Genomic DNA, 19,277 nt, shown 5'->3' on the forward strand with positions numbered 1-19,277 from the left:
GTTTTGTGTGCGGAAAAAAGATTTTTACTGGCTAGCGGCTGGAATATTATTGATTGCAGCTAATTTACGTTTGCCGATTACTATGATGCCACCAATATTGCCTTGGTTAAAATCTGAATTAGGGCTTGCTACGAGTATGGGGGGACTTTTAACTACAATTCCTTTATTAATTTTTTCAATTTTGTCACCCTTAATAGCTAATTGGGGTGTTAAAAAGGGTAATGCACAGGTATTGTTAATTACACTAACTATTTTGGCTTTAGGATCTTATTTGCGAGTTATTCCCAATCAATGGATTTTAATTGGGGCTACTATCCTGGTAGGAATTGGTATTTCTGGAGGCAATGTTTTATTGCCTGCAGTTATTCAAGAATATTTTCCTCATAAAACTGTTATTTTAACTAGTTTGTATACTTTCATGATGGGTTTTGTTGCTTCTATAGGTACCGGTGTAGCAGCACCTTTGACAAAGGCAGCTAATTTAGGAACTAGCATTGCGGTAATTTCAGGATTTAGTCTTTTGGCCTTAGGAGTTTGGTTTTTAGTTGTTCACAAACTTCCACAAACGGCTCAAAAACAGGCTGGTCTAAAAAAGGGGCATACTTTTGCTTTGCTGCATTATCGGTTGACTTGGATGATTACTTTTTTCTTTGGTGCGCAATCTTTATTATATTATTCGATGCTGACTTGGCTGCCTGTTTATTGGTCTGATACCGGATTTTCTACTACCACTAGCGGTTTATTAGCTACTATTTTTCAACTGTCAGGAATGCCTTTATCCTTATTAACACCGATAATTGCTCGTAAAAAATCGGGTATGTATTTTATTAGTTGTTTAATGGGTGGCGGCTTTGGTTTGGGTGCCATTTTGTTGTTAATGTTTCAGCATAACTTTGTTTTAAATTTATTTATTGCAGTTTTATTAGGAGTGGCAGCCGGTGCGTCTTTTAGTATGTGTGTGGTCTTTTTTCAAAGGAAGACCAGTTCAATTGTAGAAACTGCCCAGATATCTGGTCTGGCTCAGTCTTTTGGCTACTTGTTAGCGGCCTGTGGACCAGTACTTAGCGGCTTAATTAATAGTTGGACTAATGCTTGGTGGCCGGTTTTAGTGATTTATTTGATAATTGCTTTGTTAATGGGATTTGATGGTATTTTAATTACTAACCATCAACCATTGAAAACTAATGAGTCAACTTTATAGAACTGATAAGTTACGCTCACCAGGATTTTTTTTAAAGTATTCTTTGTATTTTTTATAGAAGAAGCTTTTATTAGTAATGCCGACTGTTTCCATAATCGAATTGATTGGTAGCGTAGTCGAGGTCAGTAACTCATTAGCGCGAATAATTCTTTGTTGAGTTCTTAAATTAGTGAAATTTTGTCCAGTCATTTTGGTAATTAAATTACTCAAATAATTTTTATTATATCCATATTTAAGGGCTAATTGTGATAAAGTAATGGTTTGATAATTTTGAGTAATATCTTCTAAAATGTTGAACATCAACTTTTGTTTATCATTGGATAAGTTTTTAGTGGGCATCGGATGGTGTCTAATAATCTTAATCAATAAAATATTCAGATAAGATTCTACTACGGAATTAGAATAGCTTTTTTTAAAGAAATATTCTTCAATCATTTGCTCCATTGTAGTTTTAATATCGGAATTATCATCTTTATTAAAAAGAATGTAATTTTGACTCAAGGGCTGTCCTAAAGAAATATCAGCCAAAAATTTATAAGAAAGACTATTACTTTTGTGAATGTCATGCAGTAATTTGAAAGTAATATTTTTATTAGTGAATAAGACATTAATTAAGATATCGTTTTCATTTAAAGCAGAAATGGAATGCTGTGCGCCGACGTTCATTAAGAGAATATCCCCTGCATTGAGTTGAATTGGTTTACCATCAACTATTTGCTGGCAAGATCCAGAAAACATATAATTAATTTCAAGAAACCTTTGTCCATGTAACGGATAAGGAGCAAAACGGTTATGTTTACTGATATAGACGGCCTGTTTTCCTAAAAAATAATCTTTTTTTAAAATTGGAATCTTTTGTTGCTCATCCCAAGCTGCAGCAGGCATATCATTAATAAATTCGTGAGTTTGCAGTTGTTTCTTTTCAATGGCATTTTTGTGATTTAATAAAGCGACTATTTTAGAATTCAAACTCTTTTCTCCCTTATATTTTTAACAAAAGCCCCTCTTGCTTACTTAATAAACAAGAGGGGTTTGATAGTTTATGGAACTATTTTCCGGGCTGATAATCCTTATCAATGATTAGGACTGGTTTAATAGTTTTTCCGGAAACTGAATCAGCATTAGCTTGATTAATATCTTCAAAGTTATAGAACTTTTCGGTTTTATCAAAATCAAACATGCCTAACTTGTAGAATTCAAGTAAGCGTGGAATGTCCACTTGCGGTATCGAATCTCCCATGTTCACTCCAACAATCTTTTTATCATCGACACATAAATCATTCCATGTAGAAATTTGAATAAGTTGTGGTGTTACAGCAATGGCAGCGCAGGTTCCGCCTTGAGCTAGAGCTGCAACAGCATTGGTAATTACCCCAGCTACACCAGTAGTATCGACTGTCCAGTCTACACCATAGCCATTAGTAAGTTCTTTGATTTTGGCAACTGCATCTTCTTCTTTGCTGTTAATGGCATGTGTTGCGCCTAATTCTTTAGCTAATTCCAATCTTTCAGGAACAATATCAACAGCAATAACTTTGGTACATCCAGAAATCCGCCCAGCCATCATTGCTGCTAAACCAACGGCTCCGGTGCCAAAGACAGCAATTGTGTCTCCTGGTTTGGGTTGCAAGGTATTAAAGACAGTACCGGAACCAGTGACATAGCCACAACCCAGAGGTCCCACTTTACGTAGGTCAATTTCCGGATCAATTTTCACGGCATTGCGCTGATCCACAACAGTTGTGGTAGTAAAAGAAGATTGGTTGAACATATCTGAGATATGTTGCCCATTTTCTTGGAAGTGGTCTTCACCATCTGCTCGAACCCCTGACAAGTTGTAATCACCATAGTGGCGACATTGAGTAGGAATACCCTTTAAACAATTGTCACAAGTTCCATCAGAATAGAATGACAAAATGACATGATCACCAACTTGAAAGTTTGTTACTTGACTGCCGACTTTTTCTACGATACCAGCGCCTTCGTGCCCCAGAATAACAGGATATCCTAGATCTGCATCACCTTTACGAATTGCTTCATCTGAATGGCAAATGCCGCTAGCTACCATATGAATTTGCAGGTCAGTTGGACCAACTTCATGTAAGTCAATATCATCCTTAATAGTAAACTGGGCACCAACTTTTTCAACAACAGCTGCTTTAATCTTCATACATAACATCTCCTAATATTGTAATCGATTTCTACTATTTATTGTGATACTTATCACGCAATAAATCAATCTTCTTAGTTAAAAATATGTATTTTTGTTACTCAAGTCCTGAAAACTTGTCATTGTAAGCGCTATTAAAAATATGGTTCAATTATCATGTTTTAAGAAATCGATTTCTTTTTAAATTCTAATAAAGGATGTGTCGTTTATGGATAAAGAGTCACATGCTTCAACTTGGGCTGTGTCATTAACAAATTTTCTAGATTCAGGCTCTATTGTTGCAGGTGCGTCGGGCTTGACTCTGTGGCAAAGGCACTTTAATTTAAGTGGTTTCCAAGTAGGCTTATTAGGTGCTTTGAGTGCTAATGCTTTTGGGTCAGCTATTGGAGCTATAATTGGTGGGCATTTGTCTGATAAGTATGGTCGAAAAATGATCTATACATATGACATGCTCTTATATATGTTAGGAACAGTTGTGGTGGTACTTGCTGGCAATTTTCCAATGCTGCTATTAGGATTTTTAATTACTGGGATGGCCGTAGGTGCTGGTGTTCCTGCATCTTGGACTTACATTGGCGAAACATCGAACGACAAAAATCGTGCGCATGATATTGGTATTTCTCAATTTTCATGGTCAATGGGTCCGGTTATAATTTTTGTAGCAGGAACTTTACTAGCACCAATGGGATTAGCAGGAAGTAGAATATTATTCGCTATTTTAACAGTAATTGCTTTTATTGCTTGGCTATTACAAAGAAATTTACCAGAATCACAAGATTGGGTAGAACAAAAGCAAAAAGAAAAACTAAGCAATTCTAAACCACATCCATATAAAGATTTGTTTTCTAGTAGAGTATCAGTTAAAAGTTTGTTGTTTTTATGTGGAGTTTATGTTTTTTGGAATTTAGTTGCTGGCGCAATGGGTTTCTTTATGCCTTTTGTTTACCAAACTGTTGGTGGTTTATCTAGTTTACAAGCTAATATGCTTCAAGCGGTTTTATGGGGATGTACAGCATTATCGGGATACTTCGGTTTTGCGATGTTAGGCGATAAAGTTAATCAAAAAATGTTCTTCTTTATTGGTGCAGTAATGGCTGTTATTTCCTGGGTAATACTGACATATATTGGCTTTGGTTGGGCAGCATTGTGGTCTTTTGTTATTATTTGGGGATTGTCTGCAGGTATTGGAGCTCAGGCATGGTATGCATTGTGGGCTGTAGAATTATTCCCCACAAAATATCGTGCTGGCACTCAAGGAATTATGTTTTTTATAGTACGTGGAACAGCAGGTGTTTGGTCTATCATTTTTCCAATTATTTTAAGTAGTTTAGGATTTAAAGTTGCAGGCACTGTAATGATTATTCTGCTAATTATCTCATTATTGATTGGCACGATTTGGACACCGCAAACCCGTGGGAAATCATTAGAGCAAATTATTTCAGAAAGATATGATTCTGAAAATTAGTGGTTTAAATCAATAAAAGGGGGCGTATGAGTGACTAACACTTATGTTGCAGTAGATATTGGTGCATCCAGTGGCCGATTAATGTTAGGTCAATTACGTAATGGCAAATTACATTTACAAGAAATGCACCGATTTAAAAATGGTTTTGTCAAAGAAGCGGGACATGATCGTTGGCAGATTGACAAGCTTATTCACGAAATTTTTATAGGCCTAGAAAAGATTAAGCAGGCTGGCTTTTCCCAGATAACTTTAGGTATTGACACTTGGGCAGTTGATTATGTTTTGGTAGGAAATAATGGACAGAAATTACAGAATCCAATTTCTTATCGTGATGATCGTACGCAAAATTCGATTGCCAAATTAACTTCCGATTTGCCTAAAGACTATATCTACAAAAAAACAGGAATTCAGTTCTTAGATTTTAATACGTTATATCAATTATTCGAAGAAGACAAAGAATTGTTAGCTCAAACAAGCAAAATAATGATGATTCCTGATTATATTGGCTATGTTTTAACCGGGCAAGCAGTGACGGAAGTGACTAACGCTTCGACTACTCAAATGTTGAGCCTAAGAGAAGGTTTGTTTGATCATGATTTACTTAAAAAAGTAAATGTACGTTCGGAACAATTTCCTAAATTAGTAGATGCAGGGACAGTTTTAGGTCCCTTAAAAGCAAACTGGTATCAACAGTATGATTTACCTCAAACTACAGTGATTACTGTAGCCACCCATGATACAGCTTCTGCTGTAATAGGAACACCAGGAATTGGACAGCATTGGGCATACTTAAGTTCTGGAACATGGTCACTACTTGGTTGTGAATTAAATGTTCCAGAAAATGGGGAGCAGGCTTATCAAGAAAATTATACTAACGAATGGGGAGCTTATGGTACCTATCGTTTTCTGAAAAATATTATGGGCTTATGGATTATTCAAAATGTTCAAAAAGAATTACCACAAGCATATAGTTTTGCAGAATTAGCAGCCCTAGCTGAAAAGCAATTGCCATTCCAACAATTTATTGATGTCAATAATCCTCGTTTTAAAAATCCGCGCGGTGGGATGATTAAAGAACTTCAAAACTATTGTTCACAAACTAACCAAAAAGTTCCTCAAACTCCCGGAGAAATTGCCATGGCTGTTTATAGCAATTTGTCACTGTATTATGCTCATGAGTTAGCAATTTTAGGTGATATTGTTGGACATCGCTGGGACTCATTAAATATTGTCGGTGGTGGCGCTAATGTTAAACTTATGAATCAATTGACTGCTTCATTAGCCCAGGTTGAAGTTTATGCTGGGCCAAGCGAAGCCACAGCTATTGGCAATTTAGTGGTGCAAATGATTACGCAAAAAGATTTAGCTAATGTGCAAGCAGCTCGGCAGTTAATAAGTAAATCGTTTGTAATTAAACGATTTTTACCCCAAACAGATGTTGAAACTCATCAATTAAGCAATTATCAAAAATTTTTACAGGAGGTACAAGTATGACCGTACGTATGGCACAATTGATGCATGTTTATTCTGATCAATATGAGGAATATGAGCGTCGACATAATAATTTATTTCCTGAAATGAAACAAGCATTAAAAGATGCTGGGGCCCATAACTATTCAATCTATTTGGATAAAAATACCGGTAATTTATTTGCATATTTAGAAGTTGATGATGTGGAAAAATATAATCAAATAGCTAATATGCCTGCATGTAAAAAATGGTGGGCTTATATGGAGCCTTTAATGGATACTAATCCTGATAAAAGTCCAGTAGCACTAGATTTACATGAAGTATTTCATTTAGATTAAGGAGAGATCACAATGACAAAAGAAAAAAATTTTGAAACTGCTTATCAAATTGCTAAAGAACGTTATGCCGAATTAGGTGTTGATACTGATGCTGCATTAAAGGCTTTAAAAAATGTTAAATTATCAATTCATTGCTGGCAAGGTGATGATATTCATGGCTTTTTAAACCCTGAGCAAGAATTAACTGGCGGAATTGGTGTTAGTGGTAATTATCCTGGAATTGCGCGGACGCCGGATGAACTGACTAGTGATTTACATGAAGCTTTATCTCTAATTCCTGGTAGCCATAAGGTACAATTGCATACGCTTTATGCGGTTACAGATAAGAAAAAAGATTTTAACGAAATTGGCCCAGAAGACTTCCAATATTGGGTAGATTGGGCAAAGCAAGAGCATATCGGCCTTGATATGAATCCAACTTTCTTCTCACATCCTATGGTCAAAGAGAACTTCACTTTGGCCAGTCCCGAAAAATCAGTACGTGATTTTTGGATTGAAGTCGGTAAAAAATCCCGGGAGATTGCTAATTACTTTGGGCAAGAATTAGGTCAGCAATCTGTCAATAACTTTTGGATTCCCGATGGTTTTAAAGATAACCCAATTGACAAAGCTACACCGCGATTACGCTTGATCGATTCCTTAGATGAAATTTTTGCTGAAAAGTATGACGAAAAAAATACTATCGAAGCTGTTGAAGGTAAACTATTTGGTACTGGTATTGAATCTTATACTGTAGGTTCGCATTTATTCTACAACAATTATGCAATTAGTCGTGGCAAATTATGGACTATTGACGCTGGACACTGGCATCCTACAGAAGACGTTTCTGATAAGTTTTCTGCTTTCTTACCGTTTGGTAAAGGACTGATGTTGCACGTTTCTCGCCCTGTGCGTTGGGATAGTGATCATGTAGTTATCTTTGATGATGCTTTAGTGCGGATTACACGTTCTTTAGTGCGTGATAATGAATTAGATAAGACTAATATTGGACTAGACTTCTTTGATGCAACTATTAATCGTGTTAGTGCCTGGGTTGTAGGCGCACGTGCAACACAAAAAGCCTTATTGCAAGCAATGTTAGCCCCAATTGCTGATTTGAAGAAAGCTGAATTAAATTATGATTATACAACTCGGCTAGCAGTTTCTGAAGAATTAAAATCATATCCATTTGGCGCTGTTTGGGATAAATTCTGTCTTGAAAATAATGTTCCAGTGGGTACTGATTGGCTCAATAATATTCATCAATATGAGCAAGATGTACAATTTAAGCGCAATTAAGGGAGTTTAAAATGAGTAAATTTATTGATTCCAAATATGTTAAAAAAATTTGTGAAATTACCTATGCTTCTTATGATCATGGCTGGGATGAGCGTAATGGCGGTAATGTTTCTTTACGTTTGACTGTTGAAGATTTAAAAGATTTTTCAGATATTGCAACTGTAAAACGTGTTTTGAACTTGGGCTTTGATGCACAAAAGTTAGCCGGTCAATATTTCTTAGTTACCGGAACTGGACGTTATTTTAGAAATGTAATTAAACAGCCGCTTCTGGACTTAGGATTAATTAGAATTGCAGAAGATGGACAAAAAGGTGAATTAATGTGGGGCTTTGAAGATGGGGGACAACCAACTTCGGAATTTCCTAGCCACTTAATGTCGCATATTGCTCGTTTACAATATGATACACAACAACGAGTGGTAATGCATTGCCATCCTACAAATATAATTGCTATGTCCTTTACTCAGGATTTAGATGAGCGTCACTGGTCACGCTTATTATGGAAGATGCAAGCCGAATCATTAGTTGTCTTTCCTGAAGGTGTGGGCATTATTCCTTATATGACTCCAGGAACTAATGAAATTGGTGCTGCTACCGCAGCCAAGATGCAAGATTTTCGCGTGGTAATTTGGCCACACCATGGAATTTTTGGAGTAGGATCTGATTTGGATGAGGCTTTTGGTTTAATTGAAACTGTAGAAAAAGCCGCCACTATTTATTCACAAATTGGAGCTCAAGGCGGACAAATTAAACAAGAAATCACCGATGAGCAATTGCAACAATTGGCTCAAGCTTTTGGTGTGACAGCTAATCCTAAGTTTTTAGCAGGTAATTAATATAACTACGTCTTATAAAATAATATTTCAATGACAATATTAAAGGACTATTTTGCTTTTTAAATAATTCTATTTAGACGCATTCCATTATTAGGAGTCATTTACTTATAATACCAGCTGGTTTTAATTAACCAGCTGGTATTTATTTTATTATGCTAATAAAGCATTATTTTTTAATTATCTAAATTTAAATTTAAGAATGTTTACTTAATTTTTAGTGCAAACAGATTGACTTGAAAATAATTATGAGTTATTATCTTCGCTATATAGAAAACCGTAAATGGGATAACCCCTTTTAATATTTAATGATATTTTGAAGTGTTATATGATGTAATCGGTTACTAATGTTAAGGCAATTATATATTTGAAAAGGAGGTACAAATGTTATGACATTGAATGATTTAAAAAATATGCTTCATGTTAGTTCTACTAAAACAATTGAAGTAAAATATCAACACCAACAAGAAACTAAAAGATTTATAAAAAATTATTTTCAAAAACGACAAATTAAGGCTAATTGTGTCGGCATGGCAGTTATTCGTGAACATAATCGACCAGTATATGTTAATACCTTTGAGTTGAAGCTGCCTAATTCTTTAACGTGCACACGTATTATTGAAGATATTTCGTTAAATCGTAATATAATGCGGATTCGCAGAATTCATGCCTAACCCATGAAATAATTATTAAACCTATAAAGAACAAATTTAAATAGCACCCATAATCGTTAGACAATACTAGCCGATTGTGAGGTGCTATTTTGTATAAATCTCAGATTAATATTGAGTTAAAAGTGTTTAACATATTTTATAATTACGTACTTAAAAAGTAGTAGGAATGACTGTTAAAGGCTGGATTGAAGAGTCTTTGTTTAAAATTTGTAGCAAGCGCTTACCAGCAATTTGTCCCATGGAAAAGGGATTTTGCTGGATCATTTTTGCACTTGGCCAAATGGCGGATACTAATAAAGTATCTGCAAAGCCTGAAATTTGGATATTTTTATTTTGCAAAATTCCTAAACTAATTAAAGCAGGTAAAAATTCTAAAAGCCAGCGTTCTTTTAAAGAAAATAGTACAGTTTTTTGATGCTGCTTTTGCAAAAAACTAATAATCTGATGTTGCACTTGTTCATGTTCAATATGTCTTTCATCTATTTCAATTAAGGCAGCTTGAGGATAAATGCTTTTAATCCCTTGAAGACGTTCCTGTCGTGTAGAAGCAATCGCTACTGATGCAGATAAAATTAAAATCTGTTGATAGTGCTCACTTTTAAAATACTGAGCTGCTTTTTGACTGCTGGTAAAATTGTTAATGATAACTTGAGGCCAGGGGGAGTAATCTAATTGGCGATCAAGCGTAACAATGGGCATTTGTCGCCGAACTTCAGCTTGAATTGTAGGTACATCACTGCTTAATGGCTGTAAAATTAGCCCATCATAAGTTCCTAAACCGACAGCATTAATAAGTTTGTTTTCTGTATTTTGATCAGAATTAGTGTCCAACATTACTGGAATATAATCTGCAGCTTCTAAAACTGAACAAGCTCCTTTAAAAATAGCTGTAGAAAATGAATCAGCAGCATTGGCTACTACAACAGCAATAGTTTTGCTGCGATTAGTAATTAATTGTTGGGCAGCAGCATTAGGAACATAGTTTAATTTTTCTATAGCGGCAGCCACTTTTTGAGCAGTGGTAGGCGCCATGCGGTTTAACTGACCGTGCAGATAACGCGAGACTGTGGCAGTAGATACTTGCGCCAATTGAGCCACATCTTTAATATTAACAGATTTATGCATTTTAATATCTCCTAATGTAACAGTTTACCTATTAATAATCAATTATACCAAATAAATTAGTAAATACTAATTGAAAAAAAATAGGTAAAGGTTTACCATAAAGGCATAAATAACTAGGAGGATAAATTGATGCAAAAAAGCACAACCATTCAAGCTATTGCTAATTCAGGAGTAGTAGCAGTAGTTCGAGGTGATTCTCGTAATCAGGCTTATCAGACCGCACAAGCTTGTATTAAAGGTGGCGTTAAAGCTATTGAAATGACTTTTACAGCTCCAGCAGCTGATAAAAATATTGCAGCTTTAACACAAGAATATATTTCTGATCCAGAGGTTGTTATTGGTGCTGGAACAGTTTTAGATCCAATTACTGCCCGGATTGCCATTTTGGCTGGTGCAAGATTTATTGTCAGCCCCTCATTTGACCAAGACACATCCTTATTATGTAATGAATACCAAATTCCTTACATACCAGGATGCATGACTATTACTGAAGTCCAAACGGCAATGCGCTACGGAGCCGAAATTATCAAAGCTTTTCCAGGGAATGTCTTAGGTGTTAAATTCGTGAAGGATATCAAAGCACCATTACCGCAAGTCAATATTATGCCTACAGGTGGTGTTAACCTAGATAACATGCAGGAATGGTTTGCAGCTGGAGTTGTAGCTGTAGGTGCCGGTGGCAATTTAACTGGTGCAGCTGCTGACAATGATTTTGCAGCTGTTACTAAACAAGCTCAAGCTTATCATCAAGAATTATTACGTATTCGATCAGAAAGGGCGTAAATTATGCAAAAAGTTGTAACCTTTGGGGAAATGATGCTGCGCTTAAAGCCCCAAGAAAATGAGCGAATTATTCAAGCAAATCAATTTTCTGCTTTGTATGGTGGTTCTGAAGCTAATGTAGCTGTTTCGCTATCCTTATTTGGTGATCAAGCACAATTTGTTTCTAAGGTTCCTAATCATGCAGTAGGCCAGGCAGCTTTAGGAACATTGCAGCGTTATGGAGTTGATGCTTCGCAAGTGTTACAGGGTGGTCCACGTTTAGGCATCTACTTCTTTGAAAAAGGAGCTAGTGTCCGTAATACTAGTGTTGTTTATGATCGGGCTGGCAGTTCATTTGCTGTTTCGCAAGCAGCTGAGTATGATTGGCCTACAATTCTAGCAGGAGCAAAGTATTTTTATTTCTCCGGAATTACCCCCGCAATTTCTGCTGAAATGACTCAAGCTGTGCTCTTAGCATGTCAATATTGTTCACAGCATGATATTAAAGTGGTTTGTGATTTGAATTATCGCGGCAAAATGTGGAGTACCAAAGCTGCGCAAGCTACTATGAACCAATTAATGCCCTATGTTGATATTTGTTTGGCCAATGATGAAGATTTTGAAGCGGCTTTAGGTATTAAAGCTTTTGACGGGAATATGAGCCGAGGAATTGAACAGAAGACAGATTTTATTGCAGGAATGAAAGCTATCATAGCCAAATACCCTCATGTGCAAACTGTTGCTAGTGTTTTGCGCAATATTCAATCTGTCGAAGATTCCCAATGGATGGGATTAATGGTTGATCATGGAAAAGTTTTTGATACACCAGTCTATCAAATGCATGTTTGGGAAGGCGTTGCTGCTGGAGATGCATTTGGAGCGGGTTTGCTGCATGGAATTTTGCACAACTATGACTTACAAGAACGAATAGACTTTGCGATTGCTGCTAGCGTTTTGAAGCTAACTATAAGTGGCGATTTAAATTTAGTTACTGAATCTGAAGTGCGTGCTTTAATGAATAAACAAAATGGGATGCGTGTAATGCGTTAAAATAATGTAGATGACTTAAGTATTTTTTAAGGTATGATAATCTTAGATAGAATGTAAAAGTAGCAAGATAAATAATTAGTCTTGCTACTTTTTTGATCACTTTAAAAGCGCGACACTATACTATTTAATAGAAAATATAGTATAAATATGATAGTGTTGATAATTGAGGTGAAGAAAATGACTATTTTGGATCAACTAGAAAGTAAAATTAGGCTTCATTATCGTTTAGGCCAGCATTTTAGTGCTACCAATATTATTCAATTGACTTCATTATCACGTAGTACGGTCTCAAGCTATCTTAATCAATTATATAAAAAAGGAATTTTAAATAAAGCTAATACTAGGCCAACGCAGTTTTGGCTACCTACTAAAGAAAGGGCATTTGAAGATGTTATAGGAGTTAATGAAAGTCTAGCGCCTATTGTTGAACAATGTAAAGCAGCAGTCAATTATCCACCTGATGGTTTGCCAGTTATTATTAGAGGTAATAGTGGTGTTGGTAAAAGTATGTTAGCAAAAAAAATTTATCAATATGCATTATTACAAGGAATAATTAAGCAGGATGCGCCCTTTGTTACACTAAATTGTGCTGATTATGCTAATAATCCAGAACTATTGTCGTCGGTTCTTTTTGGTTATGTTAAAGGAGCTTTCACGGGTGCTACTAATGATAAAACTGGATTATTAGATGCAGCAAATGGTGGATATTTATTCTTAGATGAAGTACATAATTTATCTCAAGAAAATCAGGAAAAACTTTTTTTATTGATTGATCAAAAAAGATTTCATCGTCTCGGAGAAGATAATAAATGGCACCAAGCTTCAATTAGACTTATTTTAGCCACTACCGAAGATACAAAGTCAGCATTATTAGCAACCTTTCGGCGCCGAATTCCTTTAGAAGTTAATTTGCCAGATTTTCGACAACGAACTTATCATGAAAAATTGCAATTGATTTGGCATTTTTTTCAAACAGAGGCACAACAAGTGAATAGTCCCTTAGCTATTTCAACATCTTTAATAATTGAATTACTTCATGAAGAGTATGAAGGTAATATTGGTGCTTTGCAAAATAAAATTAAAGTACTCTGTGCGCAAGCGTACAGTCAGCAACAATCAACGGATGTTATATATGTACCTAAAGTTGGTTTAGAACATTATGAAATAATTTCAACACAAAAAGTTGTTCATTTTCCAACTCTTAGTAATAATAAAATTGATGAATTATTACAACAAAACTTTGCCACCTTAACTATTACTGATGTTAGCAGACATTTAAGACGTTTTTTAGCATCAATTAAACCATACTGTCCTTTGGATGATATAGGATATAAAATTATTGAGCATAATTTAGAAATAGGATCAGATAAATTAACACTTTTTGGGATTCACTTAAGCTCACAACATTTTTCAGAATTATCTTTATTAATCAATCTTTTAAATGACTATCATTTAAAAGCTCCGTTTAACATTCATTCAAAATCAGCTTTTAAGTATTTGCAAATTGCTCAAAAGATATTGTCTATAGCACATCAAAATGAAAGTAATATATTATTACTTTTAATGATTATTGCCTATTTAAAGATCAACTTACCAATTAAAAGCCATCGAAATGCTTTAATAATTATGCATGGTAAGAATTCAGCCACAAGTTTAGCTAATGAAGTTAATCAGCTTATTGGGGATTATGCTTTAACACCATTTAATATGCCAATTAAAGTAGATACTAAAGAAATTATAAATAAAGTTAATTCTTACGTTGTAAATACAGATACCAAGGATGGTTTGATTTTGCTAGTTGATATGGGATCCTTAGAAAAAATGTATACAGAAATTAAGGATAACGTACGAGGGGATCTTTTGATATTGAATAATGTCTCAACGGCCTTAGCTTTAGAGATAGGTTTTGCATTGAAGCAAAATCAACCTATGAAGTACTTTATACAAAAGGATTATTCTCCATTTGAGGTTCATAGTCAATATTTTGAAGGAATTGCACAAACACAGAATATTATTATTTCTTGTATGTCTGGACAAGGTGTTGCAGAAAAAATTAAAGAAATCCTAAGTAAATTTGATTCTAAAAGTGCGGTTGAAATTTTAACTTTAGACTATGATGAATTGCAAAAGATTAAACAAAACCAAAGTCGGTCCACATTTAAAGATACTCTATGTATTATTGCTACCTCAAATATCGAAATTGCAGGGGTAGAATGTGTCAATATTGAACGTGTTGTTAATGGTACTCAAAGTCTAACTTGCTTAAGTAATCTATATAGTGCTCAACAATTACAACAATTTACTGATGAACTTATCAAATTATTCACCATTGAGGGTGCAAGCTCAAGGTTGCAATTTTTAAATCCTGACAAAGTTATTAATGAAATTTCAAAGATTATTAAATCTTTAGAACAACAATATCATGTAGTATTTAAGAATTTTATTCGAGTTAACCTTTATCTGCATTTATCATTAATGATTGAAAGATTATTAACAAATACTCTTCCTATGGAAGCTGTAACAACTGAGAGTAGAGAATTTAAAGAATTTGTTGAAAGTATGGAGATAATTTTTCAGCCAATAAAAGATAAATATAATATAAAAATTCCTTTACGTGAATATGAATATGTTTATCAAATTATTGAAAGCCAGATTAATAGTTAGTGTTGCGAAAAACAATTAGTGTTGATGAATATTTCAACACTAATTGTTTTTTAATTGCCATTTTAAGGGCTTGTGAGAAGAATAAGTTGGCATACTTTTTGCTATTAGAAATATAGATAGCAATTAGCTAATAAGGAGGTGTTTCAAATAATTGCTATCAGAAAAATTGGTTACGGTGAGGTAATATGAGACAAATTATTTTGGTGTCACACGGAAACATGGCAGAGGGAATGGTCAATACTATTGAGATGATTAGTGGAAAACATGATAATTTACAAGCATTCTCTATGTCTGCCAAACAAACACCAGATTATATATATTCATCTGTAAAAAGTATAGTTGATAAGTTTAGTGATAAAGATGAAATATATATCTTTAGTGATATTGCTGGCGGCAGTGTTAATACAGAAGCTATGAAATTTATTAAATATAATAATGTTCATTTAATTAGCGGAATGAATTTACCAATAGTAATTGATTGTTTATTATCAGATGGTAAAAATATAAAACAACTTTTAAAAGCTGGCAAAGATTCGCTAGATGAAATAAAAGCAAAGAAATATACGGAAGATAATATCTGGGAGGAATAATTATGATTAGTCTAGTTAGAATAGATGATCGCTTAATACATGGTCAAATTGCTGTTGTTTGGACAAAATATTTGGGAGTTTCTCGAATTATAGTTGCAAATGATAGTGTAGCAAAAAATGATTCACAGAAGATGGCCTTATCTTTGGCTGTTCCTAATGGTGTGAAGGCTTTCTTTAGATCTATAGAAGATACAGCAAAAATTTTAAATGATCCTCGCTCAGAAAAAATGAAAATATTAGTTATTGTAGATTCTCCTCAAGATGCTTTGCGTTTGTGTGACCAGTTGCCTGATAAGATTACTACTATTAATCTGGGAAATTATGGTCGAATGAATAATATGAGCGGTGGAAAAAAAGAACAACTTGCTGACAATATTTTTGTAACAGATGATGACAAGAAGTGTTTAGATTTGTTACATACTAAGGTAAAAGATATCTATATTCAAGCTGTCCCTACTGATAATAAAAAATTTTTATAAATTAAAGGGGTGAGATAATATGCTGTATCAAGCATTAGTAGTCGGACTTGTAATGGCGTTGGGAGTTTATAGTGATAAAGGTTTAGGCGATCCAATGTTGCGCCGCCCATTAGTAATGGGTCCGATAGTTGGACTATTATTAGGTAATTTAGAAAAGGGAGTAATAGTTGGAGCTGCCATTGAGGTGGTATTTTTAGGAACCACACAAATTGGAGGTGCTTTACCTTCAGATTCTATGACAGGGTCTATTTTTGGAACTGCATTTGCCATAATAACTAATCAAAGTACACAGATTGCATTAACTCTTGCAATACCAATCAGTATTTTAGCAGTTTTTTTGAATCAATTAACGTTGTTTGCTGTAGGTCTTTTAGAAGAAAAATTCAAACAATTGATTAATAAAGAAAATTATCATGCTTTTGTGTTACTGCACTACTCTATGATAGCTTTTCAATGTATTGTTTATTTTTTAGTAGGAATGGTGGGTATATTGGCAGGTACTCATGCCATTCAACATATTTTAAATATAATTCCAGCCGTGTTAATGAACGGACTTAATTTGGCGGGTAAACTTTTACCAGCCTTAGGAATTGCATTATTATTAAATATGCTTTGGGATTCCAAATTATCGGTATTTGTTTTATTTGGTTTTGTATTAAGTGCCTATTTAAAATTACCTTTAATTGCTATTGCATGTCTCGGATTAGTTATATCAGTAACAATAGCTCTTCAAGAGAATAAATTTAGTACTGAAATAAAAAAGGTTGGAAATAATACTTCTAATAACGGGGATGATTTCTTTGACTGAAAAGATTAGTAAAGATAGTATTAAAAAACTAAATCGCAAAAATTTTTGGCGTTCATTAACTTTGTCTGGATCATGGAATTATTTAAATGCTCAAGGAAATGCTATAGGTTATATGATGTTGCCAGGATTAAAGCAAATATATAAGGGTGATCGAAAGAAATTAAACCAAGCTATGAAACGTAGTATAGCTTATTGTAATATTAATTCTGTATTTTCTCCTCTTCTTACAGGAATAGCTACCAGTATGGAAGAAGAAAATGCTAATGATCCGAATTTTGATGAAAATTCTATTAATGCAGTTAAAGCCAGTTTGATGGGTCCTTTAGCTGGAATAGGTGATTCTTTATGGTGGGGGACCTTTAGAATAATTACTGCAGGTATTGGTATAAGTTTAGCTGAAAAAGGAAATGTTTTAGGACCTATTTTGTTTTTAATTTTATTTAATTTAACGTATATGGTTCCTAGATATTTTGGCTTTAGTTTTGGTTATAAAGCAGGGGCTCAATTTATACAAAAAGCATATAAAAATGGATTGATCAATATTATTACTAAAGCTGCTACTATTCTTGGATTAACGATGGTTGGGGGTATGATTTATACAACTGTTACTTTTTCAACTAAAATAAGCTTTACTGTTTCTCATAAATCTTATGCTATTCAAACTATCCTTGATCAAATTTTTAAGGGCATATTACCTCTTATGGCTACACTGTTATGTCTATTTTTAATTAGAAAGAAAGTTAGTGCTAATAAAATAATTATAGGAATAATTATTTTAGCTATACCTCTAGCTGCTTTAGGTTTTGCATAATTAATGAGAGGAATGACTTATGAAATACAATAATCCGATAATTAAAGGCTTCTATCCTGATCCAAGTATTTGCAAATTCAATGGTAAATATTATTTGGTTACTTCTTCATTTGAATATTTTCCTGGTATTCCAATTTTTGAAAGTACAGACCTTGTTAATTGGGAACAAATAGGACATTGTCTAACAAGAAAATCACAATTAGATTTAACTAATAGTCCTACTTCTAGTGGCATTTTTGCTCCTACGATTAGAACTGATGGAAAATTTTTATATGTAATAGCTACAAATAGAACTATTAAAAAGAATTTTATAGTTAAAACTGATGATCCATATTTAAATAAATGGTCTGATCCAATATTTATTAGTAATTGGGATGGAATTGATCCTTCTTTATTTTTTGATAATGATGGAAAAGTATATATACAAGGAAATGCATATAAATCTGATGAACAATTAGGAATATATGAAGCTCAAATTGATATTAGTAATGGGAAATTATTAACGCCTAGAAAATTAATTTGTAAAGGAAGTGGGGGGAAAGCCCCAGAAGCTCCACATATTTTTAAGAAAGATAATTTTTACTATTTGTCTATTGCTGAGGGGGGGACAGAATATGGACATATGGTAACTATTTTTCGGAGTAAAAGTATCTTTGGTCCATATGAGCCATGTTCAGATAATCCAATTTTGACCAATCGTAGTACTTCTAACAAAATTCAATGCGTTGGACATGCTGACATATTTGAGGATTATGAGCATAATTGGTGGGCTGTGTGTTTGGGGATTAGAGTTTCTGGTCATCATGCTTATTATCATCATTTAGGACGGGAAACCTTTTTAGCTCCCATAAAATGGAATTTTGATGGATGGCCAAAAGTGAATATAGATGGACATTTAAATGTAGAAATGTCAGGTCCACTTCGAAATATGCAACAGCAAAATAATGATTTAATATGTGATTTTTCTAAGCTTGAAAGCATTCCAAAAAGATTTGTTTATTTAAGAAATCCAGATAATACATCTTATAAGTTAATTAAAAACAAGGGGTTAATGCTATACGGGGCTAATAGCTCTTTAAATGAAGTTAAGCCCATTACTTTATTGGGCTTGCGTCAAAGCGATTTCAAAGTCAAATATAAAGTTAAAATTTATTTTAATAAAAATTCAACTAATCTCAGATTTGGATTAAGTGCCTTTATGTCAAAAGAATATCATTATGATTTATTAGTTGATCTTTTCCTAAATGAAATTTCTTTAATTGCTAGAATTGGAAATATAAATTGTAAAATTTCTTACCTATCTTTGAGTTCAAATAATTTTATTGAATTAGAGATTGATGCTGATAGTGATTATTATTATTTTTACTTTTATAAAAATGATAAAAAAATTTTTATGGATAAATTAGAATGCAAATTTTTGGCATCGGAAGTATCTGCTACTTTTACCGGAACAATGTTATCGGTATTTAGTCTAAGTAATGAAAATGCTAAAATAACAGTTAAAGAAATAAATTATTTAGAGGAAAAGTAATATTACTATTTATGCCTGTAATATATTT

Annotated in this window: 18 protein-coding genes; 15 read left to right on the forward strand and 3 right to left on the reverse strand. The window is 33.8% G+C overall.

All coding sequences use genetic code 11. The features are described from left to right. Positions 1-7: 7 nt before the first annotated feature. Positions 8-1,201, forward strand: a complete 1,194-nt coding sequence (locus EQ827_RS02175) for an MFS transporter (protein ID WP_309109323.1) — start codon at positions 8-10, stop codon at positions 1,199-1,201. Here EQ827_RS02175 and EQ827_RS02180 read toward each other — a convergent pair. Then, on the reverse strand, positions 1,196-2,170 hold the full coding sequence (locus EQ827_RS02180) for an AraC family transcriptional regulator (RefSeq protein WP_181189340.1): 975 nt from the start codon (positions 2,168-2,170) through the stop codon (positions 1,196-1,198). The genes EQ827_RS02175 and EQ827_RS02180 overlap by 6 nt on opposite strands. 79 nt (positions 2,171-2,249) lie before the next feature. Then, positions 2,250-3,371: an NAD(P)-dependent alcohol dehydrogenase gene (locus tag EQ827_RS02185; protein WP_181189341.1), complete on the reverse strand. Its 1,122-nt coding sequence runs from the start codon at positions 3,369-3,371 to the stop codon at positions 2,250-2,252. 208 nt (positions 3,372-3,579) lie between these two features. Here EQ827_RS02185 and EQ827_RS02190 point away from each other — a divergent pair, with 208 nt between their 5' ends. The 6 genes from EQ827_RS02190 (at position 3,580) to EQ827_RS02215 (ending at position 9,429) form a co-directional block, all read left to right on the forward strand. Continuing rightward, on the forward strand, positions 3,580-4,836 hold the full coding sequence (locus EQ827_RS02190) for an MFS transporter (RefSeq protein ID WP_181189342.1): 1,257 nt from the start codon (positions 3,580-3,582) through the stop codon (positions 4,834-4,836). 30 nt (positions 4,837-4,866) lie between these two features. Next, a complete protein-coding gene (rhaB, locus tag EQ827_RS02195; protein ID WP_181189343.1) occupies positions 4,867-6,330 on the forward strand; it encodes a rhamnulokinase in 1,464 nt (487 codons plus the stop codon). Further along, positions 6,327-6,644: an L-rhamnose mutarotase gene (rhaM, locus tag EQ827_RS02200; RefSeq protein WP_181189344.1), complete on the forward strand. Its 318-nt coding sequence runs from the start codon at positions 6,327-6,329 to the stop codon at positions 6,642-6,644. The genes rhaB and rhaM overlap by 4 nt, the downstream gene beginning before the upstream one ends. A gap of 12 nt (positions 6,645-6,656) precedes the next feature. Beyond that, positions 6,657-7,922, forward strand: a complete 1,266-nt coding sequence (locus EQ827_RS02205) for an L-rhamnose isomerase (RefSeq protein WP_181189345.1) — start codon at positions 6,657-6,659, stop codon at positions 7,920-7,922. 11 nt (positions 7,923-7,933) lie between these two features. Further along, positions 7,934-8,758, forward strand: coding sequence for a rhamnulose-1-phosphate aldolase (gene rhaD, locus EQ827_RS02210; protein WP_181189346.1), 825 nt, complete (start codon positions 7,934-7,936; stop codon positions 8,756-8,758). A gap of 386 nt (positions 8,759-9,144) precedes the next feature. Next, positions 9,145-9,429, forward strand: a complete 285-nt coding sequence (locus EQ827_RS02215) for a hypothetical protein (protein WP_181189347.1) — start codon at positions 9,145-9,147, stop codon at positions 9,427-9,429. 150 nt (positions 9,430-9,579) lie between these two features. Here the strand turns inward: EQ827_RS02215 and EQ827_RS02220 are convergent, their stop codons facing one another. Further along, a complete protein-coding gene (locus EQ827_RS02220) occupies positions 9,580-10,554 on the reverse strand; it encodes a LacI family DNA-binding transcriptional regulator (protein ID WP_181189348.1) in 975 nt (324 codons plus the stop codon). Positions 10,555-10,683: 129 nt separating this feature from the next. Here EQ827_RS02220 and EQ827_RS02225 point away from each other — a divergent pair, with 129 nt between their 5' ends. From EQ827_RS02225 to EQ827_RS02260, 8 genes are all read left to right on the forward strand, one after another. Then, complete coding sequence (locus EQ827_RS02225; RefSeq protein WP_181189349.1) at positions 10,684-11,337, forward strand: bifunctional 2-keto-4-hydroxyglutarate aldolase/2-keto-3-deoxy-6-phosphogluconate aldolase; 654 nt, start codon at positions 10,684-10,686, stop codon at positions 11,335-11,337. A gap of 3 nt (positions 11,338-11,340) precedes the next feature. Then, entirely contained in the window at positions 11,341-12,366 is a 1,026-nt protein-coding gene (locus EQ827_RS02230) for a sugar kinase (protein WP_181189350.1), read from the forward strand. Between the two features lie 177 nt (positions 12,367-12,543). After that, positions 12,544-15,030, forward strand: a complete 2,487-nt coding sequence (locus tag EQ827_RS02235; protein WP_181189351.1) for a sigma 54-interacting transcriptional regulator — start codon at positions 12,544-12,546, stop codon at positions 15,028-15,030. Between the two features lie 185 nt (positions 15,031-15,215). Beyond that, positions 15,216-15,620, forward strand: coding sequence for a PTS sugar transporter subunit IIA (locus EQ827_RS02240; protein WP_181189352.1), 405 nt, complete (start codon positions 15,216-15,218; stop codon positions 15,618-15,620). A 2-nt stretch (positions 15,621-15,622) separates the two neighbouring features. Continuing rightward, the gene (locus EQ827_RS02245; RefSeq protein WP_181189353.1) at positions 15,623-16,099 is read left to right on the forward strand and encodes a PTS sugar transporter subunit IIB; all 477 of its coding nucleotides are present in this window, start codon (positions 15,623-15,625) and stop codon (positions 16,097-16,099) included. A 19-nt stretch (positions 16,100-16,118) separates the two neighbouring features. Then, complete coding sequence (locus tag EQ827_RS02250) at positions 16,119-16,907, forward strand: PTS mannose/fructose/sorbose/N-acetylgalactosamine transporter subunit IIC (protein ID WP_181189354.1); 789 nt, start codon at positions 16,119-16,121, stop codon at positions 16,905-16,907. Then, positions 16,900-17,718, forward strand: a complete 819-nt coding sequence (locus EQ827_RS02255) for a PTS system mannose/fructose/sorbose family transporter subunit IID (protein ID WP_258231774.1) — start codon at positions 16,900-16,902, stop codon at positions 17,716-17,718. Before EQ827_RS02250 ends, EQ827_RS02255 begins: the two co-directional genes overlap by 8 nt. 19 nt (positions 17,719-17,737) lie before the next feature. Then, entirely contained in the window at positions 17,738-19,249 is a 1,512-nt protein-coding gene (locus EQ827_RS02260; protein WP_181189356.1) for a glycoside hydrolase family 43 protein, read from the forward strand. The last annotated feature ends 28 nt before the right edge of the window (positions 19,250-19,277 follow it).

It is taken from the genome of Bombilactobacillus bombi, assembly GCF_013607485.1.
GTDB lineage: Bacteria > Bacillota > Bacilli > Lactobacillales > Lactobacillaceae > Bombilactobacillus > Bombilactobacillus bombi_A.